Raw genomic sequence first — 25,624 nt, 5'->3', positions numbered from 1 at the left:
AAGCCCTGTACCGGAGGACGGCTCTATCGCCGAGGTCGCACGCAGCGCACACACCACAGGTGTGTGACGCGGTGTCTCAGGACCTCAGACGAGCAACGTCCTTCTCCAATCGGCGGCAACAGGACGTTCTCCAACGTACGAGGGGTCCTCAGGCCTGTCAACGAATTAACGAGCGGCCCGAGCACCCCGAGGAGGCCCCGTGACCGACGGCCCGCTCTCGCTGCCGGCCCGGCTCTGCCTGCTGGCCTGGGACTCCGCGTGTCCGCCGGCCGCCGACGCCGGCCGCCTGGCCGGCCTGGTGCGGGCCGGTGCCCTCACCGAACTGGCCCAGCGCGGCCTGCTCACCGACGAGGACGGCATCGCCACGCCGGCCGGCCTCGACGCGCGCGCCGGTGACGCGGTCCTCGACGGGCTGCTGGAACTGGTCCACGAATCGTGCCCGCACTCCTGGCGGACGTGGGTGACACTGCGGGCCCGGGTGACCCTCGACGCCGTGCGGGAGCAGCTCGTGGCCGGGGGGTATCTGCGGGCGGAGAAGAAGCGGGTCCTCGGCGTGTTCCCCTCCGTCGACCACGCACTGGAGCGCGTCACCGCCGTGGAGGCGCTGCGGGAGGAGACGCGGCAGATCCTCCGGGGACCGTCGCCCGTCGCCGAGACCTCCTGGCGCGACGCGGCGCTCGTCGCCCTCGCCGCGGCGGCGGACCTGCTGCCCGAGCAGGACGTCCGCGCCCACGAGCAGCGCGTTGCGGAGCTGACCGAGCGCGCCGGGGCGACGGCGCCCGGGCTGCGGAAGATCGTGCGCGAGGTGCGTACGGCGGTGGCGGCGAAGTCGACGGCGTCCGCCCTGCCCTGACCACGCCCAGGCCGGATTCCTGCCGGCCACGGCCCCCGTCCCGCTGCTCGGGTTGCCGGCATGACGCAGGAGCGACCGAGCCGCGTCCTTTCCCGGGACCCCGCCGGTCCCGCCCAACGCCTGGGACGCCGTGAGCGCCCGGCTGCCCGAGGCGTGATCGAGAGCGGCTACGCCGAGGACGCCGCGGGGCGGCCGACGCGGCGGGCGTGCCGCTGTTCGTCAACGCCCGACGAGGTCAACACCCTGCTGGCGCAGTGGCGTCAGCTCAGCACGCGTCCCGCATCAGCTCCGCCAGGCCGTGGTCCAGATCCAGCTGGAGGTGCTCGAGACCGACGGGCACGAGCTCGCTCGTGGCCTCCAGGAACCGGCGCACCTCACTGGAGCGGACATGCACGACGGCGGTGCCCTCGGGCGCGTGGAACTCCAGCACGGTGCGGTCGTACCCGTACGGCCGCACCCGCACGTCCCCGTGTCCCTCGGCCTCCTTCAGGCCCGCGGCGAGCAGCTCGCGGGAGAAGGTCCAGCAGACCTCGACGCCCTCCAGCGTGGCCGGGGCGGGGAAGGTCATGCGGACGGCGAACGGGTCACGCCGGTCGTAGTGCAGCGTCGCGGGAATGCTCGGCATACGCGGCGCGGCGGCGACGAGACGGGCCTCCACGGGCTGCTCGATGACGATGGACAACGCCTTGCTCCCTTGTGACGGCTGGACGGACTTCCGGTCGGATTGCGGCCGGGCATTGGAAGAGACGCCGGATTCAGCCAATCCGTGCACACGAAGTGCGAGTGACCTCCGTCACCGTGTTCATGCACCAGAGTGACGTGACTCTCCTCATGTGCCACGGCGGGCACTTGTGGCGCTCACCGGAACACCCCCCGCGTCCGCGAGGCCGTCTGGACGGCGACCGGACCGTGGGCTAGCTTCCCCGGCCATGAGGCGCTTGGGGAGCACGCGACGGACGGGACGAACACGGCGCAGGGCGACCGCTGCGGCGGCCTGCGCGGCGGCACTGGCCGCCCTGACCGCCGTGCCGGCACAGGCGCACGAGCCGGAGCGCCGGGTGCCGCACTGGGAGCTGAAGGACACCGGCACCCCGGAGGTGCGATTCCGCGGCCTCGCAGCCGTCAGCCGGAACACCGCCTGGGTCGCCGGGACCGGCGGCACCGTCCTGCGCACCACCGACGGCGGGGCGACCTGGCGGAACGTCTCGCCCCCGGGCACGGCGGAGTTGCAGTTCCGGGACGTCGAGGCGTTCGACGCGCGCCGGGCCGTGGTCCTGGCCATCGGTGAGGGCGAGGCGTCCCGGGTGTTCCGGACCGACGACGGCGGGGCGACCTGGACGGAGTCCTTCCGCAACACCGACCCGAAGGCCTTCTACGACTGCCTCGCGTTCTTCGACTCCCGCCACGGCCTCGCGATGAGCGACCCGGTGGACGGGAGGTTCCGCATCCTGTCGACCGGTGACGGCGGCCGTACCTGGAAGGTGCTGCCGAACGCGGGCATGCCGGCCGCGCAGGAGGGCGAGGCCGGATTCGCGGCGAGCGGCCAGTGTCTGGTCACCTCCGGGCCGAAGGACGTCTGGCTCGCCACCGGCGGGGCCGCACGCGCGCGTGTGCTGCACTCCGCCGACCGAGGGCACACCTGGACGGCCACCGACACGGCCCTCCCGGCGGGCGACGCGGCCCGCGGCGTCTTCGCACTGGCCTTCCGCGACCGCGGCCACGGCCTCGCCGTCGGCGGCGACTTCCGCCCCGACCAGCCCTCCCCGCAGGCCGCCGCGCGCACCTCCGACGGCGGCCGCACCTGGCGCCCCGCCGCAACTTCCCCACCCGCCTACCGCTCCGGCGTCGCCTGGCTCCCGCACAGCCGCACCGCCGCCCTCGCCGTCGGCCCCACCGGCACCGACCTCACCGCGGACGGCGGCCGCACCTGGCGGACGGTCGACACCGGTTCCTACGACACCGTCGACTGCACCCCGCACCGAGGGTGCTGGGCCGCCGGTGAGAAGGGCCGGGTTGCCCGCCTGGAGCACTGAGCATGCGGACTGCCCTGATCGTTGGCAGTGTGGGTACTCGTTCACTGGTCGTGAGAGGAAGTGAGCGGTGATGCCACGCGGTTCGAGCTCCAAGCGGGAGCGTCAGTACGAGCACATCAAGGACAGTGCGCGGGACCGGGGCGAGAGCACCGGCCGCGCCAAGGAGATCGCCGCGCGGACGGTGAACAAGGAACGCGCCCGCTCCGGCGAGTCGAAGACCGCCGGCCGAACATCCACCCAGGACATGTCCTCCGGCAAGCGCGGCGGGCAGCGGTCGGGCCAGGGGTCCCAGGGCCCCACCTACGACCAGCTGTACCAGGAGGCCAGGCGCCGCGGCGTCGACGGCCGCTCCACCATGAACAAGAGCCAGTTGCGGCGCGCACTGGGCAAGTGAGGCGTACGCCTCAGAGGGTCTCCCGGTAGGCCTCCAGCCCGGGTGCCGTCTTCGTCGCGACGAACTCGGTGACGCGGTACGCGCACACGCCCGCGGTGACGAACGGGTCCCCGGCGGTGATCTCCTCGATCCGCGCACGGTCCCCCGCGACGGCGATGATCACCCCGCCGTCGCGGGGGTTCTTGCGTCCGGACGCGAGGAAGACGCCCCGCTCGTACTGCTCGTCGAGCCACGCCACATGCGCCTCCAGCACGGTGTCGACGGCGTCCAGCGGGGCGGTGTAGGTCAGCTCCAGCACGAACATGATCACGAGCCTACCCCCGGGCACCCGTGCGGCCGGCGGGAAGCCCGTAGGCTCAGGCCACCATGACGACCGTACGCATCCCCGAACACTGGCCCGCGACCGAGGAACAGGCCCGCGCCGTCCAGGACGAACTGCGCGAGCGCGTGATCCTCGACGAACCCGGACCGCCGCCCGGCACGGGCCGTGTGACGGGGGTCGACGTGGCCTACGACGACGAACGCGATGTCGTCGTCGCGGCGGCGGTCGTCCTGGACGCGTCGAGTCTCGAGGTCGTCGCGGAGGCCACGGCGGTGGGCCGCGTCTCCTTCCCCTATGTGCCCGGACTGCTCGCCTTCCGCGAGATCCCCACGGTCCTGGCCGCCCTCGACGCCCTGCCGCTCCCGCCCGGCCTGGTGGTCTGCGACGGCTACGGCCTCGCCCACCCCCGCCGCTTCGGCCTCGCCAGCCATCTCGGCGTCCTGACCGGCCTCCCCACGATCGGCGTCGCCAAGAACCCCTTCGCCTTCGCCTACGACGACCCGGACACCCCGCGAGGCAGCAGCTCCGCGCTGCTTGCCGGCTCCGAGGAAGTCGGCCGCGCCCTGCGCACCCGGGAGGCCGTCAAACCGGTCTTCGTCTCGGTAGGCCACCGCGTGACCCTCGCCGCCGCCTGCGCCCACACCCTCGCCCTGACCCCCGAGTACCGCCTCCCGGAAACCACCCGCAGAGCGGACGCCCTCTGCCGCAAGGCGCTGCGGGAGACCTACCCGGCCTGACCGGCCACCGCCGACCGAGGAGACCGGCCGGTGTGATCTGAGTACCGGCTCTGAGTACCTGTACGGATGCCCGGCCCCGGCCCCCGTCGGCAGGCTGGGGCGCATGACAACGCACCGCGCTCCCAAGCCTGTTGCCGGACCGACCCAGACGGTCGAGCGTGCCGTCACGATCGGGCTCGTCCTGGCCGTGCTGGCGGGGCTCGCCTGGATCGCCGGGATGATCTACACCATCGCCGAGTGGCCGATGTAGGACGGAGCCTCTCGGAGTCCCCTCAGCGAGTCGACGCGACGCGGAAGCGGATCCCCGCCGCGCGCAGCCGGTCGATCAGCGCGTCGCCCATCGCGACCGCCGTGGTGAGCTGACCCGCCCGCTTCGGCAGGTCGTCGAAGGCCAGGCACAGCGCCGACTCGGCGAGCATCTTCGCCGTCTCGTCGTACCCCGGATCGCCGCCCGAGACCTCCGTGTACACCCGCCTGCCGCCGCCCTCGCCCACGAAGCGCAGGGAGAACCAGCTCTTCGCCCGCTTCTCGGGGCTCGGCCCGTCCCCGGGCTTGAGCCGGTCCGACAACCAGCGCCGCGCGGGCGGCACCTGGGCCGCCGCGACCAGCGCGCCGACGGCCGCGACCCCGCCCACCGCGACGGGCAGGTGCCGGACGGCCGCGTACTGCCGGTAGCGGAAGTCGGGGCCGTACCGCTCGAGGGCCGCCGCCGACCGCCGCACGATCTGAGGGTCGATGGTCGGCATCGGCAGCGCCCAGGCGCCGACCTCCTTGGCGAACCGTGGCGTACCCGTCGGCGCGGAGACCCGCCGTCCCACCAGCCGCGGCTCGTGCCGCCGCCGGTCCCGCACGGCCGCCGCCATCTCCCGCTGCCGCGCGAACTGGTTCAGGGCCGAGTTGAACGTGCCGCCCGAGAAGGCCGCGTCGGCGGTCACGAAGCCGTCCACGGTCAGCGGCACGTCCTCGGGCAACTGCTGCACGGTGAAGTACACGCCCAGATCGTGCGGGATCGAGTCGAAGCCGGCGGCGTGCACCAGCCGGGCCCCGGTCTCACGCGCGCGTGCGTCGTGCCGGACGTACATCAGGTCCACGAACTCCGGCTCGCCCGCGAGGTCGAGGTAGTCGGTCCCGGCGTCCGCGCAGGCGGCCACGAGCTCCTCGCCGTACTTCACGTACGGGCCGACCGTCGTGGCCACCACGCGCGCCTGCTCGGCGAGGGACCGCAGCGAGGCCGGGTCGGAGACGTCCGCCCGCAGCACCCCCACCTCCGCGTCGTCCGGCAGCCGCTCGCGCAGCCGCTCCAGCTTCTCCGCGCTGCGTCCCGCGATCGCCCAGCGCAGCCCCTCCGGCGCGTGCGCGGCCAGATACTCGGCGGTGAGCACTCCGGCGAAACTGGTGGCTCCGAAGAGCACGATGTCGTACGGACGGTCCGTCCTGTTCAGCCTGCTCATGACACCCCTCGGTCGTGCAGCCCGTGCCGCTGTCGGTGGCCGAGGCTAGCGTGAGGAGTGCGGAGCCCGACGACGAGCCCGGAGGAACGACGATGGCCGTGCCCAGGAATGCCCTGAAGAAGTGGGAGAAAGTGCGCGAGTTCGCGCTGGGGCTGCCGGGTGCCGTCGAGGAGTTCCCCTGGGGCGAGTCCGTCGCGAAGGTCAACAAGAAGGTGTTCGTCTTCCTCGGCGTCCAGGACGGCAGCTACCCCCTGGGTGTGACGGTGAAGCTCAAGGACGAGACGGCTCACGCCCACGCCCTGGCCGGCCCCGGCGCCGAGCCCGCCGGTTACGGCCTGGGCAAGTCCGGCTGGGTGAGCATCCCCCTGGAGCGGCAGGGCGCCCCGGCCGCGGAGATGCTCTGCGACTGGGTGGAGGAGAGCTATCGGGTGATCGCGCCGAAACGGCTGATAGCGGAACTGGACGGGGACTGACTCCGTCAGGCAGATTACTAAGCGCTTGCTCTCTTCCGGTCTTGTGCCGATCGGAACGCGTTCTTAGCATCACTGGTGTTACATCGGTTGTGTCACAGCACTGGGGGCTGGATGACCACGGCAAGGACGCCAGGACACGGCCCGCTCACCGGCGTACGCGTCGTCGAGCTGGCCGGCATCGGGCCCGGCCCGTTCGCCGCCATGCTCCTGGCCGACCTCGGGGCCGACGTCGTGCGCGTGGACCGCCCCGGCGGCCCCGGACTCGCGATCGACCCGGCGTACGACGTCACCAACCGCAACAAGCGCTCGGTGGTCGTCGACCTGAAGTCCCCGGACGGCCCCGGCCGTGTGCTCGACCTCGCCGCACGCGCCGACATCCTGGTCGAGGGCTATCGCCCCGGTGTCGCCGAGCGCCTGGGCGTCGGCCCCGAGGCCTGCCATGCCCGCAACCCGCGCCTCGTCTACGGGCGGATGACCGGCTGGGGCCAGGACGGTCCGCTCGCCGGGCGCGCCGGGCACGACATCGCGTACATCGCCCCCACCGGCACGCTCGGCATGATCGGCCGGCCGGACGAGCCGCCGGCCGTCCCGGCCAACCTGCTCGGCGACTACGCGGGCGGCTCCCTGTACCTCGTCGTCGGCGTCCTGGCCGCCCTGAACCACGCGCGGGCGACCGGCACCGGCCAGGTCGTCGACGCCGCCATCGTCGACGGCACCGCCCACCTCGCCACGATGATCCACGGCATGCTCGCCGCCGGCGGCTGGCAGGACCGCCGCGGCGCCAACCTCCTGGACGGCGGCTGCCCGTACTACGGGACGTACGAGACGGCCGACGGCCTGCACATGGCCGTCGGCGCGCTGGAGCCGCAGTTCTACGAGGAGTTCCTGACCCTCCTCGGCATCGAGGACCAGGCCGCGGCCCGCAAGGACGTCAGCCGGTGGGGCGAATTGCGCGAACAGATCGCGGTCCGATTCAAGACCCGCACGAGGGACGAGTGGACGGCCGTCTTCGAGGGCTCCGACGCGTGCGTGGCGCCCGTCCTGTCGCTGCGCGAGGCCCCGCACCACCCGCATCTCGCCGCCCGCGGCACCTTCACCGACCACGGCGGCATCACCCAGCCCGCCCCGGCCCCCCGTTTCTCCGCGACCCCGACCTCCGTCCGCACCGGCCCGGCGCGGCCGGGCGCCGACACGGCGGACGTCGCCCGGGACTGGGACGTCCCCGGGCTCCTCCCCGCGTTCCGCAACCCTCAGTGAAAGGCCCCCTCGTGAGCACCGAAGCGTATGTGTACGACGCGATCCGCACCCCGCGCGGGCGCGGCAAGGCCAACGGCTCCCTGCACGGCACCAAGCCCATCGACCTGGTCGTGGGACTGATCCACGAGATCCGCGCCCGCTTCCCGGACCTCGACCCGGCCGCCGTCGACGACATCGTGCTCGGCGTCGTCGGCCCGGTCGGCGACCAGGGCTCCGACATCGCCCGGATCGCCGCCATCGCGGCGGGCCTGCCCGACACGGTGGCCGGTGTGCAGGAGAACCGCTTCTGTGCCTCGGGCCTGGAGGCCGTCAACCTGGCCGCCGCCAAGGTGCGTTCGGGCTGGGAGGACCTCGTCCTCGCGGGCGGCGTCGAGTCGATGTCCCGGGTGCCGATGGCCTCCGACGGCGGCGCCTGGTTCAACGACCCGATGACCAACCTCGAGGTCAACTTCGTGCCGCAGGGCATCGGCGCCGACCTCATCGCCACCATCGAGGGCTTCTCCCGGCGCGACGTCGACGAGTACGCGGCCCTCTCCCAGGAGCGGGCCGCCACCGCGATGAAGGACGGCCGCTTCGAGCGGTCCGTCGTCCCGGTCAAGGATCGCAGCGGCCTCGTCGTCCTCGACCACGACGAGTTCCCGCGCCCCGGCACCACCGCCGACTCCCTGGCCAAGCTCAAGCCGTCCTTCGCGGACATCGGCGAACTCGGCGGCTTCGACGCGGTCGCGCTCCAGCAGTACCACTGGGTGGAGAAGATCGACCACGTCCACCACGCGGGCAACTCCTCCGGCATCGTGGACGGCGCCTCACTCGTCGCGATCGGCTCCAAGGAGGTCGGCGAGCGCTACGGCCTCACGCCGCGTGCGCGGATCGTCTCCGCCGCCGTGTCCGGCTCCGAGCCCACGATCATGCTCACCGGCCCCGCCCCCGCCACCCGCAAGGCCCTCGCCAAGGCCGGACTGACCATCGACGACATCGACCTCGTCGAGATCAACGAGGCGTTCGCGGCGGTCGTGCTGCGCTTCGTGAAGGACATGGGCCTGTCCCTGGACAAGGTCAACGTCAACGGCGGCGCGATCGCCCTCGGCCACCCCCTCGGCGCGACCGGCGCGATGATCCTCGGCACGCTCGTCGACGAACTGGAGCGCCAGGACAAGCGCTACGGCCTCGCCACGCTGTGCGTGGGCGGCGGCATGGGCGTCGCCACGATCGTCGAGCGCATCTGACCACCTCCCAACGGATCACTACGGAGCACATCCCCATGAGCACTGAGTCCACCACCATCCGCTGGGAACAGGACCGCACCGGCCTCGTCACCCTCGTGATCGACGACCCGAACCAGTCCGCGAACACCATGAACCAGGCGTTCCGCGACTCGCTCGCCGCCGTCACCGACCGCCTGGAGGCCGAGAAGGACTCCATCCGGGGCGTCATCATCACCTCCGCCAAGAAGACCTTCTTCGCCGGCGGCGACCTGCGCGACCTGATCCGTGTCACGCCCGAGACGGCCCAGGAGCTGTTCGACGGCGGCATGGCGATCAAGCGGAACCTGCGCCGCATCGAGACCCTCGGCAAGCCGGTCGTCGCCGCGCTCAACGGCGCGGCCCTCGGCGGTGGTTACGAGATCGCCCTGGCCTGCCACCACCGCGTCGCGCTCGACGCGCCCGGCTCGAAGATCGGCTGCCCCGAGGTCACCCTCGGCCTGCTCCCCGGAGGCGGCGGCGTCGTCCGCACCGTCCGGCTGCTCGGCATCGCCGACGCCCTGCTGAAAGTCCTCCTCCAGGGCACCCAGTACAGCCCGCGCCGCGCCCAGGAGAACGGCCTCGTCGACGACATCGCCGAGACCCAGGAGGAACTGCTCGCCAAGGCCCGCGCCTTCATCGACGCCAACCCGGAGTCGCAGCAGCCTTGGGACAAGCCGGGCTACCGCATCCCGGGCGGCACGCCCGCCAACCCCAAGTTCGCCGCGAACCTGCCCGCCTTCCCGGCGAATCTGCGCAAGCAGACGGGCGGCGCCCCCTACCCGGCGCCGCGCAACATCCTCGCCGCGGCCGTCGAGGGCTCCCAGGTCGACTTCGAGACCGCCCAGGTCATCGAGGCCCGCTACTTCGTGGACCTCGCGGCCGGGCAGACCTCGAAGAACATGATCCAGGCCTTCTTCTTCGACCTCCAGGCCGTCAACTCCGGCGCCAACCGGCCCAAGGGCATCGAGCCCACGAAGGTCCGCAAGGTCGCCGTCCTCGGCGCCGGCATGATGGGCGCGGGCATCGCCTACTCCTGCGCCCGCGCCGGCATCGACGTCGTCCTGAAGGACGTCTCCCTGGAGTCGGCCCTCAAGGGCAAGGGCTACTCCGAGAAGCTGTGCGCCAAGGCCGTCTCCAGGGGCCGTACGACCCAGCAGAAGGCGGACGCGCTGCTCGCCCGCATCACGCCCACCGCGGAGGCGCAGGACCTGGCCGGCTGCGACGCCGTGATCGAGGCCGTCTTCGAGGACACGTCCCTCAAGCACAAGGTGTTCCAGGAGATCCAGAACGTCGTGGCGCCCGACGCGCTGCTGTGCTCCAACACCTCCACCCTCCCCATCACCGCACTCGCCGAGGGCGTCGAGCGCCAGAGCGACTTCATCGGGCTGCACTTCTTCTCGCCCGTCGACAAGATGCCGCTCGTCGAGATCATCAAGGGCGAGCGCACGGGCGAGGAGGCCCTGGCCCGCGCCTTCGACCTGGTCCGGCAGATCAACAAGACCCCGATCGTCGTCAACGACTCGCGCGGCTTCTTCACCTCCCGCGTCATCGGGCACTTCATCAACGAGGGCGTCGCCATGGTCGGCGAGGGCATCGAGCCCGCGTCGGTCGAGCAGGCCGCCGCCCAGGCCGGCTACCCGGCCAAGGTGCTGTCCCTGATGGACGAGCTGACGCTGACCCTGCCCCGCAAGATCCGGGGCGAGACGAAGCGCGCCGTGGAGGAGGCGGGCGGCACCTGGACGGCCCACCCGGCCGAGGCCGTGATCGACCGCATGGTCGACGAGTTCGGCCGTACGGGCCGCAGCGGCGGCGCCGGCTTCTACGACTACGGCGACGACGGCAAGCGCGCCGGGCTGTGGCCGGGACTGCGCGAGCACTACACCAAGCCCGGGTACCAGATCCCGTTCGAGGACATGAAGGAGCGCATGCTCTTCTCCGAGGCGCTGGACACCGTCCGGCTGCTGGAGGAGGGCGTGCTGACCTCGGTCGCCGACGCCAACATCGGCTCGATCTTCGGCATCGGCTTCCCGGGCTGGACCGGCGGCGTGCTCCAGTACATCAACGGCTACGACGGCGGCGCCGGGGGAGGCGTAGGCCTGCCCGGATTCGTGGCACGCGCGCGTGAACTCGCCGAGCGCTACGGCGACCGGTTCGCACCGCCCGCGCTGCTGGTGGACAAGGCGGAGAAGGGGGAGCGGTTCAGCGACTCAGCCCGCGGCTGACTCTTCCGGAGGCTCCGTGAGCCACTCGCCCAGCTCTTCCTTCAGCGACCGCTGAAAGGCCGTGAGGAGCGCCTGCACCACCAGAGGGTGCATGTGCGCCGACAGGGACCGCACGTCCCGGGCGTCACGCTCCGCCACCTCGCCCCGGAAGAGCTGGGAGAGTTCACGGGCCGCGGCGCGCGTGTGTTCGATGAGCACCGTGCGCGCCGCGAAGATCGCCTCCTGGGAGAGCGGCACGTCCAGCAGCCCTACGCCCAGCCGGAGCAGACCGAGGTCGGCCTCGTACCCGTCGTCCCCGGGCCGGACCACGCCCATCGCGATCAGCCGCTCGACGTCCTCGGCGCCGAGCGGCCGCCCGGCCCGCCGCTCCAGCTCCCGCCGGGTGACCGTCTCGACGGTGTCCGGCGCCCAGGAGGCCACCACGGCACGGTGGATGGCGAGGTCGTGCGCGCTCAGGTCCGGCGGAAGTTGCCGCAGATAGCGCTCTATGCCGGAGAGCGTCATGCCCTGCCGCTGCAACTCCTCGATCAGCGCCAGCCGGGCCAGGTGCTCCCGCCCGTAGTGCCCCACCCGCCGGGGGCCTAGCACCGGCGGCGGCAGCAGTCCCTTCGTGCCGTAGAAGCGGACCGTGCGCACCGTGACACCGGCCCGGGCGGCCAGCTCGTCGATCGTGAGGGTCGGCTCCTCGGCGTCGGTCGTCATGTGCAGCAGTATCGCTGTCTCACCAGTGCTGTGAAACCTCGGCCGCATCCCCGCATGACCATGAAGTGAACAGCCGGTGATCGCTGTGCCTGTTCCTGGTGGACCTTGTGAGAAGTGACGCTGTGTGACCCCCGTCACCGAATGCGAGCAGACCGGTGTGGGAAGGTGCAGCCTTGGTCCGCGCCGCGTCATAAGGGTGGTGCGGGCCATCGCACTGTACGGACCCCGGGCCCACGACGTCCGGGGTGATCCAGAGAGTGGAACCACCCGTGAGCAAGGACGCCGTCAACACGGCTGCGGCGACGCCGCGTACCGATGCGGCCCAGGTGCCCGCGGACGCGGGCGACGCCGGCTACAGCAAGGACCTCAAGCCCCGCCACGTCAACATGATCGCCATCGGTGGCGCGATCGGCACCGGACTCTTCCTGGGTGCCGGCGGGCGGCTGCACAACGCGGGCCCGGCGCTGGCGATCGCCTACCTGGTGTGCGGCGTCTTCGCCTTCTTCGTCGTGAAGGCCCTCGGCGAACTCGTGCTCTACCGCCCCTCCTCGGGCTCCTTCGTGTCGTACGCGCGGGAGTTCCTCGGGGAGAAGGGCGCCTACGTCGCCGGCTGGATGTACTTCCTGAACTGGTCGACCACCGGCATCGCCGACATCACCGCGATCGCGCTCTACACGCACTACTGGAGCCTGTTCACCGACATCCCGCAGTGGGTGCTCGCGCTGGTCGCGCTCGCGGTCGTGCTGGCCGTGAACCTGATCTCGGTGAAGATCTTCGGCGAGATGGAGTTCTGGTTCTCGATCATCAAGGTCGCCACGCTCGTCGGCTTCATGCTCATCGGCATCTTCCTGCTCGCCACGCAGCACAAGGTGGGCGGCCAGACGCCGGGCATGAGCGTGATCACGGAGAACGGCGGTGTCTTCCCGCACGGCATGATGCCCGTCGTCCTGGTCATGCAGGGCGTGATCTTCGCGTACGCCGCGCTGGAGCTGGTCGGTGTCGCCGCGGGTGAGACCGCCGAGCCGGAGAAGGTCGTCCCGCGCGCGGTGAACTCGATCATGTGGCGGGTCGGGCTCTTCTACGTCGGCTCGGTCGTCCTGCTGGCCCTGCTCCTGCCCGGCTCGGTCTACTCGGCCGACCAGAGCCCCTTCGTCACGGTCCTGTCGAAGATCGGCATCCCCGCGGCGGGCGACGTGATGAACCTGGTCGTCCTGACGGCCGCCATGTCCTCGCTGAACTCGGGCCTGTACTCCACGGGCCGCATCCTGCGCTCCATGGCGATGGCCGGTTCCGCGCCGAAGTTCACCGCCCGCATGAACCGCAGCCAGGTCCCCTACGGCGGCATCCTGCTCACCTGCGCGGTGTGCGTGCTCGGCGTCGGACTGAACTACCTCGTGCCGGCCCAGGCCTTCGAGATCGTGCTGAACGTCGCCTCCCTCGGCATCATCAGCACGTGGGTGATCATCATGATCTGCCACCTGGTCTTCGTCCGCCGTGCCAAGGCGGGCCTGGTCGACCGCCCCTCCTTCCGCCTCCCCGGCAGCCCGGTCACGGAGATCACCACGATCGTCTTCCTGCTGGCCTGCCTCGGCATGATGTGGAACGACCCCGAGGTCGGCCGCAAGACACTCCTGCTCGTCCCCGTGATCGCGGCCATGCTGGTCGCGGGCTGGTTCGGCATCCGCCGCAGGGTGTCCGCGACGGCCGACCAGGAGCTGTCCCAGCTCACGAAGTAGCAGGCCGGGGCCATGGTCAGTGGCCGCGTCTACGGTGGCGTCATGTCGGGGATCAGGTATGTCCGGGGTGACGCCACCGTTCCGTCGGTGAAGGGCGTCAAGATCATCGCCCATGTCTGCAACGACATCGGGGGCTGGGGCAAGGGCTTCGTCGTGTCGATATCGCGCCGCCGGCCCGAGCCGGAGCAGGCGTACCGGGCCTGGCAGCGGGGCCGCGCGGCGAACGACTTCGGGCTGGGCGCGGTGCGGTTCGTGCGGGTCGAGCCGTATGCGTGGGTGGCCGACATGATCGGCCGGCGCGCATCAGGACCGGCAGCAAGGGCGTCCCCGTCCGCTACGAGGCGATCGACACGGCCCTCGGCTCCCTCGTCGGCGAGGCCGCCGAGCTGGGCGCGTCCGTGCACATGCCGCGCATCGGCTGCGGCCTGGCGGGCGGGAAATGGTCCCGCGTCGAGCCGCTCGTCGAGGAGCGGCTGGTGCGACAGGGGATACGGGTGACGGTGTACGACCACGGGACTGAGGCGACGTTGCTCGGACCGGCTCAGCCCTTGCCCCCGCCCCCCGACAGGGGTCAGCCCTGCCCGTCGAAGCTCCGCAGCAGGCACCCGGTCAGACGTTCCGCGATCGACCCGTCGGGATCCAGTCGCGGGTTGAAGATCGCGACGTCGAGGCCCGCCGCTCCGCCGTCGGACAGTGCCGTGCGCAGAACGGTCTCCAGCTCCTGCCAGGTCAGGCCGCCCGGCAGCCGGTAGTCGACGGCGGGCATGGCCGTGTCGTCCAGCACGTCGGCATCGAGATGGATCCAGTACCCGGCGCCCGCGCCGTCGCCCGTCAGCAGCCCGACCGCGCGCCGGGCCGCCTCGGCCGCCCCCAGGGCGCGCACGGTGTCGAGATCCATCGCGTGCAGCGCGGACGGCAGCGGCTGCATGCCGTACCCCGCGGACTCCTCCGCGTCCCGGAACCCCAGGGCGACGACGTCCTCGTCCCGCACCAGGGGGCCCCGGCCCTCCAGGTCGGCCAGGACACGCGGGCCGTGCCCGGTGGCCAGGGCGAGTTCCATGGAGGCCGCCTCACCGGCCGGTTCCGCCGAGGGCTGGTAGAAGTCGGTGTGTCCGTCGAGGAAGAGCAGCCCGTGGCGGTCCCGGCGGCGCAGCGCGAGCAGATTGCCGAGCAGCACGCTGCAGTCGCCGCCCAGCACCACAGGGAAGCGGCCGTCGTCGAGGACACCCCCGACGGCATCGGCCAACGAAGCGGAGTACCCGGCGATACCGCCCGGGTTGAGCACGCCGCTGTCCGGATCCCGCTCCGGGTCGTACGCGGGCGGCTCCACCCGGCCCGCCCGCACCGCGCCGAGGCCTTCGGCCAGCCCGGCCCCGAGCAGCGCCTCCGGCAGTCCCTCGACCCCGGTCGGCCGCAGCCCCAGTACGGACGGTGCCTCGATGATCGCGATGTCCCGCACGCCCGGCTCCCTTCACCCGCCGGCCGACGCGCCGACCGGGCCCATACGCCGGACGCGCATGGGCCCACCGTAGACCGCCGTGCGGGAGGAGGCGCGTCAGCGCTTGTGCTCGCCGCTCCCGTGCCGCGCGTGCTCGTGAACCCCGTCGGTCGCGGCGATCTTCTTCCACGACCTCGGCTGCGACACCGTCCCGCCGGCCTTCGCGACGGACGCGGTCCGGGCCGCCGCCGACGTCGGCTTGGACGCCTCGAACAGCCACGTGTCGAACAGCGCGGCCAGGGGCTTCCCGGACACCTCCTCGGCGTAGCGCCGGAAGTCGGCGACCGACGCGTTGCCATGGGCGTACTTCCGCGGCCAGCCCTTGAGGATCGCGAAGAACGCCTCGTCACCGATCTCGTTGCGCAACGCCTGCACGGCCAGCGCGCCCCGGTCGTAGACCGCCGCGTCGAACTGGTTCTCCGGACCCGGGTCCCCGGGCCTCACCGTCCAGAACGAGTCGTCCGCCGGATGCGAGGCGTACACGTAGTCGGCGAGTTCCTGAGCGGTGCCCTCGCCCTCGTGCTCGGACCACAGCCACTGCGCGTACCGCGCGAACCCCTCGTTGATCCAGATGTCCTTCCAGCGCTTGAGGGACACGTCGTCCCCGTACCACTGGTGGGCGATCTCATGGACGACGAGGGACACGTTCGACCCGTTCGCGAACTGCCGCGGGCTGTAGTACGGCCGGGTCTGCGTCTCCAGCGCGTATCCCGTGGTGGTGTTCGGCACATAGCCGCCGAGCGCGTTGTAGGGGTACGGCCCGAAGTACCCGGCCAGCCAGTCCGCGATCTCCCCGGTCCGTTCGATGCTCGCCCGCGCCGCTCCGGCGTGGTCGCCCAGGTCCTTGCTGTAGGCGTTGAGGACCGGAATGCCGCTCTCGGTCGTGCCCGTCGTGATGTCGAACTTCCCGACCGCCAGCGTGGCGAGGTACGTGGCCTGCGGCTTGTTCGAGCGCCAGTTCCAACGGGTCCAGCCGAGGCGTGAACTCGTCGACTGGAGCGTGCCGTTGGAGATGGCCTGCGTGCCGTCCGGGACCAGTACGGACACGTCGTAGGTGGCCTTGTCGAGCGGGTGGTCGTTGCCCGGGAACCACCACGCCGCGGCCTCGGGCTCGTTCGCCGCGACACCGCCGTCCGGAGTGCGGTGCCAGCTGGTGAAACCGTAGGCCTGCTTCGACGACGGCACCCCGCGGTAGCGCACGACGACCGTGACGGACGTGCCCTTGGCCAGCGGCGTCTTCGGCGTGATCTCCAGCTCGTGCTCGCCCGAGGTCGTGAACGAGGCCTTCGCGCCATTGACGCGCACCTCGCCGACGTCCAGCAGGAAGTCCAGGTTGAACCTCGACAGCTCCTGCGTGGTGCGGGCCACGAGGGTCGCCGTGCCCTCCAGTTCGTCCGTGGCCGGCTGGTACTTCAGCCGGAGGTCGTAGTGGGAGACGTCGTATCCGCCGTTCCCGTAGGCCGGGTAGTAGGGGTCGCCGATACCCGGCGCGCCGGGGGAGTGGGGCGCGGCCGACGCCGGGATCGCCAGCAGGAGAACGGCCGCTGCCAGGGCTCCCGGCGCGATGATTCTGCGGTGCACGCAAGGCTCCAAGTCGTAGGTCCCGAATGCTGTCCGGAGCCTATTGACTCCCTGTGTCACTAGTCATGTCCATGGTCCCTGCTGTCACACGATCGCCATTCGGCCGACATGAGGCACCCGACCCTCGGGCCCCTCCCGGACACGCCGGTCCGTCAGCTGCCCTCTTCTGAACAGGAGTTCACCGATGTAGCGTCCGGCGCATGCCGAAACGCACGCGCTTCACGACCTGGAGACCGCTCGCGACGGCGGCCACCGCCGCCCTCTTGGCCACACTGCTCACCCCGGCCGCGGCACAGGCCGCCCCGCGCGGGAGCGAACCCGTCTACTCGTACGAGAAGGCCATCCGTGAGGCCGTCTGGGTGGACACCGGACTCGACGGCGACGGCGACGGAAAGGCCGACCGGGTCGCGGTCGACATCGTCCGCCCCCGCGAACCCGCCCGGCAGGGCCGCAGGATTCCCGTCATCATGGACGCCAGCCCGTACTACTCCTGCTGCGGGCGCGGCAACGAGAGCCAGCGCAAGACGTACGACGCGAACGGCGACGTCGTCCAGATGCCGCTGTACTACGACAACTACTTCGTGCCCCGCGGCTACGCCTTCGTCGGCGTCGACCTGGCCGGAACCAACCGCTCCGACGGCTGCGACGACGTCGGCGGCCGCTCCGACATCCAGTCAGCGAAGGCCGTCGTCGACTGGCTGAACGGCCGTGCCAAGGCCTACACGACCCGCACCGGCACCACCCGAGCCAAGGCCGCCTGGACCAACGGCCGCACCGGCATGATCGGCAAGAGCTGGGACGGCACCATCGCCAACGGCGTCGCCGCCACCGGCGTCAAGGGCCTCAAGACCATCGTCCCGATCAGTGCCATCTCCTCCTGGTACGACTACTACTTCCAGCAGGGGGCCCCGCTCTACGACTCCGGCCCCGAGTGGCTGTCCGACTACGTCAACAGCCCCGACGCCCGCGAGAAGTGCGGCGCCGTGCAGCAGAAGCTCGTCGACGGGGCCCCGCGCACCGGCGACTGGACCCCGCTGTGGACCGAGCGCGACTACGTGAAGGCCGCGAAGAAGGTCAGGGCCAGCGTCTTCCTGATCCACGGCACGCAGGACCTCAACGTACGCATGAAGCACGTCGGCCAGTGGTGGGACGCCCTCGCGAAGCACGGTGTCGAGCGCAAGATCTGGCTCTCCCAGACCGGCCACGTCGACCCCTTCGACTTCCGCCGCGCCACCTGGGTCGACACCCTGCACCGCTGGTTCGACCACGAACTCATGGGCTACGACAACGGCATCGACCGCGAGCCCATGGCCGACATCGAACGCCGTCCCGACCAGTGGAGCACCTCCACGGTCTGGCCGCCGGCCCGCACCCGGGCCACCACCCTGCGTCCCGACCGGGGAGCCCAGGCCGGCGTCGGCACCCTCGGCCTGGACCGCGGCCACGGCAGCGAGACCTTCACCGACGACCCGAAGCTGAGCGAGACCGACTGGGCCGCACAGATCGACAAGTCGACACCGGAGAAGGCCGGTTTCGTCACCGGACCGCTCACCCGCGAGCTGCGCCTGTCCGGCTCCTCCGAGGTCACCGTCACCGCGACGCCCTCCACCCCGACGGCCCATCTCTCCGCCGTCCTCGTGGACGTCGGCTCCGACACCATCCGCGACTACGCCGACGCCGGCGAGGGCATCACCACCCTCACGAACCGCACCTGCTGGGGCGCGAGCACCACCGGCGACAGCTCCTGCTTCAAGGAGGCGAAGGCCAAGACCGCCAACGTCGACTACACGGTCGTCAGCCGCGGCTGGGCCGACCTCGGCAACCACGCCTCGGACGGGAAGGGGTCCCCGCTCACCCCGGGCAAGCGGTACACGATCACCCTCGACCTGGCGGCGACCGACCATGTCGTCCCGAAGGGCCACCGCCTGGCGCTGATCGTCGCGGGCACCGACCAGGGCCTCATCGACCCTCCCGCCGACACGCCGAAGCTCTCGCTCGACCTCTCCCGCACCTCGGCCGACGTGCCGTTCGTCGGCGGACCCGCCGCCTTCGCCCGCGCCACCGCGGGTGCCGCGCTCACCACGCCCGTCGCCGCGCTCCTGGACGGCGTACGGGAACCGCGCACCACCCACCGCGTCCCGGAGGGAACCCAGTGAACCGCGTCCGCGCCCTGACCCTGACCGCCGCCCTCGCCGCATCCCTGGTCGCCGTCCCCGCCCAGGCGGCCACGGCCACCGACTCCCCGCCGCGCACCGGCTTCGAGCGGACCGACGGTGCCCGGTGGACCACCCAGCCCGAGGAGCAGGAGTTCCTCAAGGCCGTCGACCGGTCGAGCAGCCGGGTCTCCATGACCCGCTTCGGTACGACGAAGCAGGACCGACCGCTCCAGCTCGTGCGGATCGGCACCAGCCCGAGCCCTAACAAGGTGCTCCTCGTCTGCAGCCAGCACGGCGACGAACCCTCCGGCCGCGAAGCCTGCCTGACCACCGTCCGAGACCTCGCGTACGCCCGCGACAGTCGCACCCGGCGCTTCCTGGACCGCACCACCGTCCTCGTCGTGCCCACCGCCAACCCCGACGGCCGGGCCGCGAACACGCGCGGCAACAGCGACGGCGTCGACATCAACCGCGACCACCTCGCCCTCAAGACCGCCGAGGGCCGCGCCCTGGCCGCGCTCATCCGCGACCAGCGCCCCGACATCATCTACGACCTTCACGAATACGGTGCAACACCCCAGTACTACGACAAAGCCCTCTTCGACCTGTGGCCGCGCAACCTCAACACCCACGACGCGGTCCACGACGAGGCGAAGACCCTCTCCGAGGCCTACGTCCGCCCCGCGGCGCAGCGGGCCGGCCACTCGACCGGCACCTATGGCATCTGGACCGACCCCGAAACAGGCGAACCGGTTAAACAGGTCGCCGGAGACGGGCAGGAGCGCATTTTGCGCAATATGTCCGGTGTAAAGCATGCGATCGGACTGCTCATCGAGAGCCGTGTGGACCCGCTCACCGAAGCGGAGAAGGCGGACGAGGCGCTGAACAACCGGCGCCGGGTCACCTCCCAGCTCGACGCGCTCAAGGGCCTGTTCGGATACACCGATCAGCGCCGGGGTCGCATCGAGGCGACGACGGCCAAGGCCCGGCTCGCCGGCTACCTGGCCACCGGCCCGGTCTACGTCGGCGGCGCCGACAACGACACGCCCGAACCCGCCGAGGTGATCCAGAACCCGCCCTGCGGCTACCGGCTCACCGCCGCACAGTACGCCGAGGTCGGCGACGAACTCGCGCTGCACGGTGTGCGCGTACGACGGGACGCCGAGGGCGTGCTCGTGCCGCTGCGCCAGCCCCTGCGGGCGCTCGTCCCGCTGCTGCTCGACGGGCGAGCCACGTACCACCTGACAGAGACCGAGTCCGAAACGCAATGTTGAGAGGGGTGTAATTGCGCCACACGTGGTAGGGGCGTTACGGAGGATTTACCTTCCTCCTACGTTCAATGAAAGGTGCCGCCTGTGACACACGACCGACCAAGTGAGAACGATCCCCATGGGGGAGGCGCGCTGCCGGGTTCGGAAGCCGGTCTCCCCGGTCAGGAGAGGCCCCAGACCGACCGGGTCGTCTTCGGTGTCACGGCGGCGCTCACGCTCGCCTTCGTGATCTGGGGTGCCACGGCGACCGACTCGCTCGAATCCGTCTCCACCAGCATGCTCGGCGGGCTGATGCACAACGGCGGCTGGGCGTTCATGCTCGCCGCCTCCGGCTTCGTCGTGTTCGCCCTCTGGCTCGCGATCAGCCGTTACGGCCGTATCCACCTCGGTGCGGAGGGTGAGGAGCCCGAGTTCCGCACGGTGTCCTGGGTCGCGATGATGTTCAGCGCGGGCATGGGCATCGGCCTGATGTTCTACGGCGTGAGCGAGCCGCTGTCGCACTACTCGACGGCCCCGCCCGGCACCGACCCGGCCGACTCCGGTGAACGCATGGAGACGGCCATGGCCACCACCCTGTTCCACTGGACGCTCCATCCCTGGGCGATCTACGCCGTGGTGGGCCTCGCCATCGCCTACAGCACCTTCCGCAGGCGGCGCCGCCAGACCATCAGCGCCGTCTTCACCCCGCTCATCGGCAAGAAGCACGCGAACGGCGCCGCCGGCCGGGTCATCGACATCCTCGCGATCGTCGCGACCATCTTCGGCTCCGCCGCCTCGCTGGGGCTCGGCGCCCTCCAGATCGGCTCCGGTGTCCAGGAGCTGAAGTGGATGGACAAGGTGAGCACCGGGCTGCTCGTCACGATCATCGCGGTGCTGACCCTGGCCTTCGTCGCTTCCGCGATCTCCGGTGTGGAGAAGGGCATTCAGTGGCTGTCCAACACCAACATGGTGCTGGCGCTGATCCTCGCCCTGTTCGTGTTCGTGGCGGGCCCGACCATCATCGTCCTCGACCTGCTGCCGACGTCCGTCTTCGCCTACCTCGGCGACCTGCCCCAGCTGGCCGGCCGTACGGAGGCCAGTGGCGGGGAGGGTGTCGCGGACTGGCTGGGCAGCTGGACCGTCTTCTACTGGGCGTGGTGGATCTCCTGGACGCCGTTCGTCGGCATGTTCATCGCCCGGATCAGCCGGGGCCGGACCATCCGGCAGTTCATCGGCGGCGTCATCCTCGTGCCCAGCACGGTCAGCCTGATCTGGTTCGCGATCTTCGGCGGCTCGGCGATGAAGATGCAGGAGGAGGGCAGGCTCGGCAAGGAGGCGACCCCCGAGGGCCAGCTCTTCGACGTGCTGCAGCAGTTCCCCATCGCCACCGCCACCAGCCTGCTGGTGATGGTCCTCGTCGGCATCTTCTTCGTCTCGGGTGCCGACGCGGCGTCGATCGTCATGGGCACGCTCTCGCAGAAGGGCGCGCTCGAACCCGGCCGTCTGGTGGTGGTGTTCTGGGGCGTCGTCACCGGTGCGGTGGCCGCGATCATGCTGCTCGTCGGCAGCGGCTCGGGCGACGCGCTGACAGGTCTGCAGAACCTCACCATCCTCGCGGCGGCGCCGTTCGTCGTCGTGATGACCTTCATGTGCGTCGCCCTCATGCGCGACCTGCGCCGCGACCCGGTGGTCGTGCGTGAGCAGATGGGTTCCGAGGCCGTCGAGATGGCCGTCATGGAAGGCCACACGAAGTACGACGGCGACTTCGAGTTCCGAGTCGGCCCGGGCCGAGGCCCGGACGTCGAGGGCGATCCCATCGGCAAGCACTGATCCCGGCGACCGCCCTGCCGGATGCCCCCGACCGGGGCGTCGGAGCCCGACAGCTCCGATGCCTTCGGCCGGGGGCATCCGGCTTTGGCGGCCCGGGCGTTCTCGGCCGGGGTGCTCGGCCGTGCGGCGACCCGCGACCTCAGCCGCGCGGCCACCCGCCCCTCAGGCGCACACCAGCCGCGCCGCCTCCTCCGCGCACCCCCACGCCACCGTGACCCCCGCGCCGCCGTGGCCGTAGTTGTGCACCAGGAGCCGGCCGTCCGGCAGGGCGTCGCGGTCCAGGCGGACCGCGGGGCGGGTGGGGCGCAGTCCGACCCGGTGTTCCAGGACGCGTGCGCCGGCGATCTCCGGCCGTAGCGCCGCGCAGCGGCGGACGATCGCCCCGGCCGTCGAGGGGTCGGGCTCCGGCGACCACGCGTCCTCCTCCGCCGTACCGCCGAGGACGAGCCCGCCCGGCTGCGGAAACAGATACGCGTACTCCCCGGCCGCGTCGGTGGTGACGAGAAAGGTGTCGATCCCGGGGTTCTCCACGACCACCAACTGCCCCCGCACGGGCCGCACGGACGGATCCGGCACCAGCTCCCGCGCGGCCAGCCCCGTGCAGTTGACCACGACCGGCGCGTCGGCCTCCGCGAACGAGGAGACCGTACGAGCCTCGACCACCCCGCCCGCCGCCACGAACCGCTCCCGCAGCCACGGCAGATGAGCCGGCATGTCGATCAGCGGAAGCCGTGCCCGGACGCCCGTCCCCGCGTACTCCCCGGCCGTGGCCGGCCGCAGCTCCGGCACCCGCCCCGCCAGCCACCCGTCGACCTCGTCGAGGCGGGTTTCGCCCAGTACCCCTTCGACCATGCGTACGCCGGTCGGTTCGGGCCGTGCCGCCAGCTCCTCGTAGATCTCCAGCGACCGCAGCGCCCACTCACGCGCGAGCACGAGGGGCTCGATCCGGTAGGGCCACCACAGCGCCCCCGCGACCGCGGAGGTGGTCGCCTCCACGGCATCCCGCGTCCACACCCGCACCCGCCGCCCGCGTTCGGCCAGCACCACCGCGGTCGTCAGCCCGACGACCCCGCCACCGACCACCAGGATCTCGTCACTTCGCTCGCCCGCCATGCCGGGACCGTAGCGGAATGTGTCATGCCGTGCTCACATCACGCGCAGTATGGGGATACTCACAGCATGTGTGCCGAATACGCGACCTTCGGCCTGGCACCCGCGATGCGGGCCGGCGGAGTTCTCCACGACGGTGGTTACCAGGTCCACCGGGACTTCGTGGACTTCATCGTCGACGGACGCCCGCTGCTGTTCCGGCTCTCCGACCTCGACGCCGTCTCCCCGCTCGCCTCCGACATCCCGCCCGCCATCTTCACCGCGCAGGTCCGCAGCCTGCTCCTGGAGAGCCCGGCACCCCTGCCCGGCGGCCGCTACGTCGTCTACGGCTGCCCCGAGTGCGAGGACCTGGCCTGCGGAGCCGTCACCGCGGTCATCCGGCGGGACGGCGAGGACTTCATCTGGCGGGACTTCGCCTGGCAGACCGACGAACACGCCGACCTCGACCTCAACGGCTACCACGGCATCGGCCCGTTCCGCTTCCGCGGCGCCGAGTACCGGACGGCCCTGAGCGCCCTGCTGAACGGCTCCGCCCCCGACACCCGGCGCCGCGTCCTGCTGATCGGCGCCCGTGTCGCCGTCCTGGCCAAGCTCGCCGCGGCGTTACGCACCATCGGCGTCGGCGCCGACATCGCCCACGACACCGACGGAGTGCCCGCCGACGAACTGCGCGGCTACGGCGCCGTCGCCTTCGGCCAGGCGACCGGCGAGCGGGACCGTGCCGCCGTCCGCCGCGCCTTCGAGCAGGCCGAGGTCCCCGTCGTCTACGTCGACGGCCTCGCCCCGATCGTCCCCCTGCTCGTCGCCCAGATCGAACACGCCCTGGACCGCGGCCCGGTGGCACAGCACCGCCTCACCGGCCTGACCGCCGCCGACGGCGGGGCGGACATCGAAGTCACCTCCGCCTGCCGGGTCACTCTCACCGCGTACCGCCTCGACCGGCTCTCCCGCACCCACACCCATGAGATCTTCGACGGCGTCCTCGAACCCGGCCGTCACCGCGTCGCCCTCGACGCCAGGGCGGTGAAGGGCCGGTCCTACGTCGTGGCGCGCACCTCCGGAAGTGTCCTGGTGACGGCGGTGACCCACTGAGCGGCCCATTAAAATCAGCGACCTGATGACTGCCACCCTTGTCGCCAAGAACCTCGCCGCCGGCCACGGCGACCGCTCCCTGTTCACCGGGCTCGACCTCGTCGTCGCGCCCGGCGATGTGATCGGCCTGGTCGGAGCCAACGGCGCCGGCAAGTCCACCCTGCTCAGGATGCTCGCCGGACTCACCGCACCCGAGCAGGGCGAACTGCGCCTGTCCCCGCCGACCGCCACCGTCGGCCACCTCCCGCAGGAGCCGGACCGCCGCCCCGGCGAGACCGTACGGGCGTTCCTGGCCCGCCGCACCGGCGTCGCCGAGGCCCAGCGGGCCATGGACGAGGCGACCCAGGCCCTGGTCGACGCGGCCCCCGGCGCCGACGACGCCTACGCCACGAGCCTGGAGCGCTGGCTCGGGCTCGGCGGCGCCGACCTCGACGAACGCGCCGAGGAGGTCGCCGACTCACTGGGCCTCGCGATCGACCTGGACCAGCCGATGACGTCCCTGTCCGGCGGTCAGGCGGCCCGCGCCGGTCTCGCCTCCCTGCTGCTCTCCCGCTACGACGTCTTCCTCCTCGACGAGCCGACCAACGACCTCGACCTGGACGGCCTGGAGCGCCTCGAACGCTTCGTGAGCGGCCTGCGCGCCGGCACGGTGGTCGTCAGCCACGACCGCGAGTTCCTCACCCGCACCGTCACCAAGGTCCTCGAACTCGACCTCGCCCAGGGGCAGATCAACCTCTACGGCGGCGGCTACGACGCCTACCTCGAGGAGCGGGACGTGGCCCGCCGGCACGCCCGCGACGAGTTCGAGGAGTACGCCGACAAGAAGGCGGCCCTCCAGGACCGCGCCCAGACACAGCGGTCCTGGATGGACAAGGGCGTGAAGAACGCGCGCCGCAAGGCGGGCAACGACAACGACAAGATCGGCCGCAAGTTCCGCAGTGAGGCCAGCGAGAAGCAGGCCGCGAAGGCCCGGCAGACCCAGCGCATGATCGAGCGGCTGGACGTCGTCGAGGAGCCGCGCAAGGAGTGGGAACTGCGGATGGAGATCGCGTCGGCCCCGCGCTCGGGCGCCGTCGTCGCGACCCTGCGGGACGCCGAGGTGCGCCGCGGCGACTTCGTCCTCGGCCCGGTGTCCCTCCAGATCGACTGGGCGGACCGGGTGGCGGTGACCGGCGCGAACGGCGCCGGCAAGTCCACGCTGCTCGCCGCCCTGCTCGGCCGCGTCCCGCTCGACGCCGGTCACGCCGCGCTCGGCTCCGGTGTGCTGCTCGGCGAGGTCGACCAGGCCCGCCAGTTGTTCCACGGCCAGGAGACTCTGCTCGACGCCTTCCGCGCGGCCGTCCCGGACACCGAACCGGTCGAGGTCCGCACCCTCCTGGCCAAGTTCGGCCTCAAGTCGGAGCACGTCCTGCGCCCTGCGGCGACCCTCTCCCCGGGCGAGCGCACGAGGGCCGCCCTGGCGCTGCTCCAGGGCCGGGGCGTCAACCTCCTGGTCCTCGACGAGCCGACCAACCACCTCGACCTGCCCGCCATCGAGCAGCTGGAGTCGGCCCTCGACGCCTACGAGGGCACGCTCCTGCTGGTCACGCACGACCGCCGCATGCTGGACGCCGTCCATGTGACGCGCCGCCTGGAGGTCGCGGACGGCAAGGTGACCGAGCGCTGAAGAGGTCCGGAAGGGGG

General features: G+C 71.6%; 22 protein-coding genes and 1 pseudogene. 16 read left to right on the top strand and 7 right to left on the bottom strand.

The annotated features are described in order from the left end of the window. Positions 1-199: 199 nt before the first annotated feature. Positions 200-853, top strand: a complete 654-nt coding sequence (locus ACZ58V_RS10135) for a GOLPH3/VPS74 family protein (protein WP_468184369.1) — start codon at positions 200-202, stop codon at positions 851-853. A gap of 265 nt (positions 854-1,118) precedes the next feature. On the opposite strand, the gene ssgD is transcribed toward ACZ58V_RS10135, so the two are convergent. After that, positions 1,119-1,535 (bottom strand): spore wall synthesis regulator SsgD, encoded by a 417-nt coding sequence (gene ssgD / locus ACZ58V_RS10130; protein WP_184588159.1) that lies wholly within the window; start codon positions 1,533-1,535, stop codon positions 1,119-1,121. A 247-nt stretch (positions 1,536-1,782) separates the two neighbouring features. Between ssgD and ACZ58V_RS10125 the strand changes: the two genes are divergently transcribed. Together ACZ58V_RS10125 and ACZ58V_RS10120 are read left to right on the top strand one after the other, a co-directional pair. Beyond that, positions 1,783-2,886 (top strand): WD40/YVTN/BNR-like repeat-containing protein, encoded by a 1,104-nt coding sequence (locus ACZ58V_RS10125; RefSeq protein ID WP_471289401.1) that lies wholly within the window; start codon positions 1,783-1,785, stop codon positions 2,884-2,886. A gap of 70 nt (positions 2,887-2,956) precedes the next feature. Next, positions 2,957-3,280 carry a plasmid stabilization protein gene (locus tag ACZ58V_RS10120; protein WP_468184374.1) on the top strand — a complete coding sequence of 108 codons (324 nt, stop codon included), beginning with the start codon at positions 2,957-2,959 and terminating at the stop codon, positions 3,278-3,280. Between the two features lie 10 nt (positions 3,281-3,290). On the opposite strand, the gene ACZ58V_RS10115 is transcribed toward ACZ58V_RS10120, so the two are convergent. Continuing rightward, entirely contained in the window at positions 3,291-3,584 is a 294-nt protein-coding gene (locus ACZ58V_RS10115; protein WP_471289400.1) for a YciI family protein, read from the bottom strand. Positions 3,585-3,646: 62 nt separating this feature from the next. Here ACZ58V_RS10115 and ACZ58V_RS10110 point away from each other — a divergent pair, with 62 nt between their 5' ends. Both ACZ58V_RS10110 and mmpA read left to right on the top strand, forming a co-directional pair. After that, entirely contained in the window at positions 3,647-4,339 is a 693-nt protein-coding gene (locus ACZ58V_RS10110; RefSeq protein ID WP_468184380.1) for an endonuclease V, read from the top strand. A gap of 103 nt (positions 4,340-4,442) precedes the next feature. Further along, a complete protein-coding gene (gene mmpA, locus ACZ58V_RS10105) occupies positions 4,443-4,589 on the top strand; it encodes a morphogenic membrane protein MmpA (protein WP_184588153.1) in 147 nt (48 codons plus the stop codon). A gap of 22 nt (positions 4,590-4,611) precedes the next feature. Here mmpA and ACZ58V_RS10100 read toward each other — a convergent pair whose 3' ends face one another. Beyond that, positions 4,612-5,790 carry a saccharopine dehydrogenase family protein gene (locus ACZ58V_RS10100; RefSeq protein ID WP_471289398.1) on the bottom strand — a complete coding sequence of 393 codons (1,179 nt, stop codon included), beginning with the start codon at positions 5,788-5,790 and terminating at the stop codon, positions 4,612-4,614. 92 nt (positions 5,791-5,882) lie between these two features. On the opposite strand from ACZ58V_RS10100, the gene ACZ58V_RS10095 reads away from it, so the two are divergent. The 4 genes from ACZ58V_RS10095 to ACZ58V_RS10080 all read left to right on the top strand — a co-directional run bounded on the left by ACZ58V_RS10095 (position 5,883) and on the right by ACZ58V_RS10080 (position 10,986). Then, positions 5,883-6,263 carry an MmcQ/YjbR family DNA-binding protein gene (locus ACZ58V_RS10095; RefSeq protein WP_468184385.1) on the top strand — a complete coding sequence of 127 codons (381 nt, stop codon included), beginning with the start codon at positions 5,883-5,885 and terminating at the stop codon, positions 6,261-6,263. Between the two features lie 111 nt (positions 6,264-6,374). Next, positions 6,375-7,520 (top strand): CaiB/BaiF CoA transferase family protein, encoded by a 1,146-nt coding sequence (locus ACZ58V_RS10090; RefSeq protein WP_471289396.1) that lies wholly within the window; start codon positions 6,375-6,377, stop codon positions 7,518-7,520. A gap of 11 nt (positions 7,521-7,531) precedes the next feature. Next, the gene (locus ACZ58V_RS10085; RefSeq protein ID WP_189588182.1) at positions 7,532-8,746 is read left to right on the top strand and encodes an acetyl-CoA C-acetyltransferase; all 1,215 of its coding nucleotides are present in this window, start codon (positions 7,532-7,534) and stop codon (positions 8,744-8,746) included. A gap of 35 nt (positions 8,747-8,781) precedes the next feature. Continuing rightward, on the top strand, positions 8,782-10,986 hold the full coding sequence (locus ACZ58V_RS10080; RefSeq protein ID WP_471289394.1) for a 3-hydroxyacyl-CoA dehydrogenase NAD-binding domain-containing protein: 2,205 nt from the start codon (positions 8,782-8,784) through the stop codon (positions 10,984-10,986). Here the strand turns inward: ACZ58V_RS10080 and ACZ58V_RS10075 are convergent. Continuing rightward, complete coding sequence (locus ACZ58V_RS10075) at positions 10,972-11,688, bottom strand: MerR family transcriptional regulator (RefSeq protein WP_471289392.1); 717 nt, start codon at positions 11,686-11,688, stop codon at positions 10,972-10,974. The genes ACZ58V_RS10080 and ACZ58V_RS10075 overlap by 15 nt on opposite strands. 269 nt (positions 11,689-11,957) lie before the next feature. Here ACZ58V_RS10075 and ACZ58V_RS10070 point away from each other — a divergent pair, with 269 nt between their 5' ends. After that, complete coding sequence (locus tag ACZ58V_RS10070; protein ID WP_468184395.1) at positions 11,958-13,424, top strand: amino acid permease; 1,467 nt, start codon at positions 11,958-11,960, stop codon at positions 13,422-13,424. Between the two features lie 42 nt (positions 13,425-13,466). Continuing rightward, a pseudogene (locus tag ACZ58V_RS10065) lies at positions 13,467-13,939 on the top strand (macro domain-containing protein); the annotation flags it as partial. A gap of 56 nt (positions 13,940-13,995) precedes the next feature. Here ACZ58V_RS10065 and ACZ58V_RS10060 read toward each other — a convergent pair. Both ACZ58V_RS10060 and ACZ58V_RS10055 read right to left on the bottom strand, forming a co-directional pair. Beyond that, on the bottom strand, positions 13,996-14,883 hold the full coding sequence (locus ACZ58V_RS10060; protein WP_471289391.1) for an arginase family protein: 888 nt from the start codon (positions 14,881-14,883) through the stop codon (positions 13,996-13,998). Positions 14,884-14,979: 96 nt separating this feature from the next. Further along, positions 14,980-16,503, bottom strand: coding sequence for a M1 family metallopeptidase (locus ACZ58V_RS10055; protein WP_471289389.1), 1,524 nt, complete (start codon positions 16,501-16,503; stop codon positions 14,980-14,982). A 200-nt stretch (positions 16,504-16,703) separates the two neighbouring features. Here ACZ58V_RS10055 and ACZ58V_RS10050 point away from each other — a divergent pair, with 200 nt between their 5' ends. From ACZ58V_RS10050 to ACZ58V_RS10040, 3 genes are all read left to right on the top strand, one after another. Continuing rightward, on the top strand, positions 16,704-18,659 hold the full coding sequence (locus ACZ58V_RS10050) for a Xaa-Pro dipeptidyl-peptidase (protein ID WP_471289386.1): 1,956 nt from the start codon (positions 16,704-16,706) through the stop codon (positions 18,657-18,659). After that, positions 18,656-19,933, top strand: a complete 1,278-nt coding sequence (locus ACZ58V_RS10045) for a M14 family metallopeptidase (RefSeq protein WP_468184406.1) — start codon at positions 18,656-18,658, stop codon at positions 19,931-19,933. The genes ACZ58V_RS10050 and ACZ58V_RS10045 overlap by 4 nt, the downstream gene beginning before the upstream one ends. Before the next feature lie 81 nt (positions 19,934-20,014). Then, a complete protein-coding gene (locus ACZ58V_RS10040; RefSeq protein ID WP_468184408.1) occupies positions 20,015-21,739 on the top strand; it encodes a BCCT family transporter in 1,725 nt (574 codons plus the stop codon). Between the two features lie 162 nt (positions 21,740-21,901). Here ACZ58V_RS10040 and ACZ58V_RS10035 read toward each other — a convergent pair whose 3' ends face one another. Continuing rightward, positions 21,902-22,852, bottom strand: a complete 951-nt coding sequence (locus ACZ58V_RS10035; protein ID WP_468184411.1) for an FAD-dependent oxidoreductase — start codon at positions 22,850-22,852, stop codon at positions 21,902-21,904. Between the two features lie 66 nt (positions 22,853-22,918). On the opposite strand from ACZ58V_RS10035, the gene ACZ58V_RS10030 reads away from it, so the two are divergent. Continuing rightward, positions 22,919-23,941, top strand: a complete 1,023-nt coding sequence (locus ACZ58V_RS10030) for an oxidoreductase (protein WP_471289385.1) — start codon at positions 22,919-22,921, stop codon at positions 23,939-23,941. Between the two features lie 25 nt (positions 23,942-23,966). Continuing rightward, the gene (locus tag ACZ58V_RS10025) at positions 23,967-25,607 is read left to right on the top strand and encodes an ABC-F family ATP-binding cassette domain-containing protein (protein WP_468184416.1); all 1,641 of its coding nucleotides are present in this window, start codon (positions 23,967-23,969) and stop codon (positions 25,605-25,607) included. Positions 25,608-25,624: the final 17 nt, after the last annotated feature.

The sequence above is a fragment of the Streptomyces sp. NPDC040589 genome (assembly GCF_055594445.1).
This window is presented reverse-complemented; position numbering and strand designations above follow the sequence as displayed.

Excerpts from the sequence above, each read along its gene's own strand:
- ACZ58V_RS10050 (WP_471289386.1), top strand. The coding sequence starts at position 16,704 with ATGCCGAAACGCACGCGCTTCACGACCTGGAGACCGCTCGCGACGGCG.
- ACZ58V_RS10125 (WP_471289401.1), top strand. The coding sequence starts at position 1,783 with ATGAGGCGCTTGGGGAGCACGCGACGGACGGGACGAACACGGCGCAGG.
- ACZ58V_RS10075 (WP_471289392.1), bottom strand. The coding sequence starts at position 11,688 with ATGACGACCGACGCCGAGGAGCCGACCCTCACGATCGACGAGCTGGCC.
- ACZ58V_RS10100 (WP_471289398.1), bottom strand. The coding sequence starts at position 5,790 with ATGAGCAGGCTGAACAGGACGGACCGTCCGTACGACATCGTGCTCTTC.
- ACZ58V_RS10030 (WP_471289385.1), top strand. The coding sequence starts at position 22,919 with ATGTGTGCCGAATACGCGACCTTCGGCCTGGCACCCGCGATGCGGGCC.
- ACZ58V_RS10110 (WP_468184380.1), top strand. The coding sequence starts at position 3,647 with ATGACGACCGTACGCATCCCCGAACACTGGCCCGCGACCGAGGAACAG.
- ACZ58V_RS10080 (WP_471289394.1), top strand. The coding sequence starts at position 8,782 with ATGAGCACTGAGTCCACCACCATCCGCTGGGAACAGGACCGCACCGGC.
- mmpA (WP_184588153.1), top strand. The coding sequence starts at position 4,443 with ATGACAACGCACCGCGCTCCCAAGCCTGTTGCCGGACCGACCCAGACG.
- ACZ58V_RS10095 (WP_468184385.1), top strand. The coding sequence starts at position 5,883 with ATGGCCGTGCCCAGGAATGCCCTGAAGAAGTGGGAGAAAGTGCGCGAG.
- ACZ58V_RS10115 (WP_471289400.1), bottom strand. The coding sequence starts at position 3,584 with ATGTTCGTGCTGGAGCTGACCTACACCGCCCCGCTGGACGCCGTCGAC.
- ACZ58V_RS10035 (WP_468184411.1), bottom strand. The coding sequence starts at position 22,852 with ATGGCGGGCGAGCGAAGTGACGAGATCCTGGTGGTCGGTGGCGGGGTC.
- ACZ58V_RS10090 (WP_471289396.1), top strand. The coding sequence starts at position 6,375 with ATGACCACGGCAAGGACGCCAGGACACGGCCCGCTCACCGGCGTACGC.
- ACZ58V_RS10025 (WP_468184416.1), top strand. The coding sequence starts at position 23,967 with ATGACTGCCACCCTTGTCGCCAAGAACCTCGCCGCCGGCCACGGCGAC.
- ACZ58V_RS10120 (WP_468184374.1), top strand. The coding sequence starts at position 2,957 with ATGCCACGCGGTTCGAGCTCCAAGCGGGAGCGTCAGTACGAGCACATC.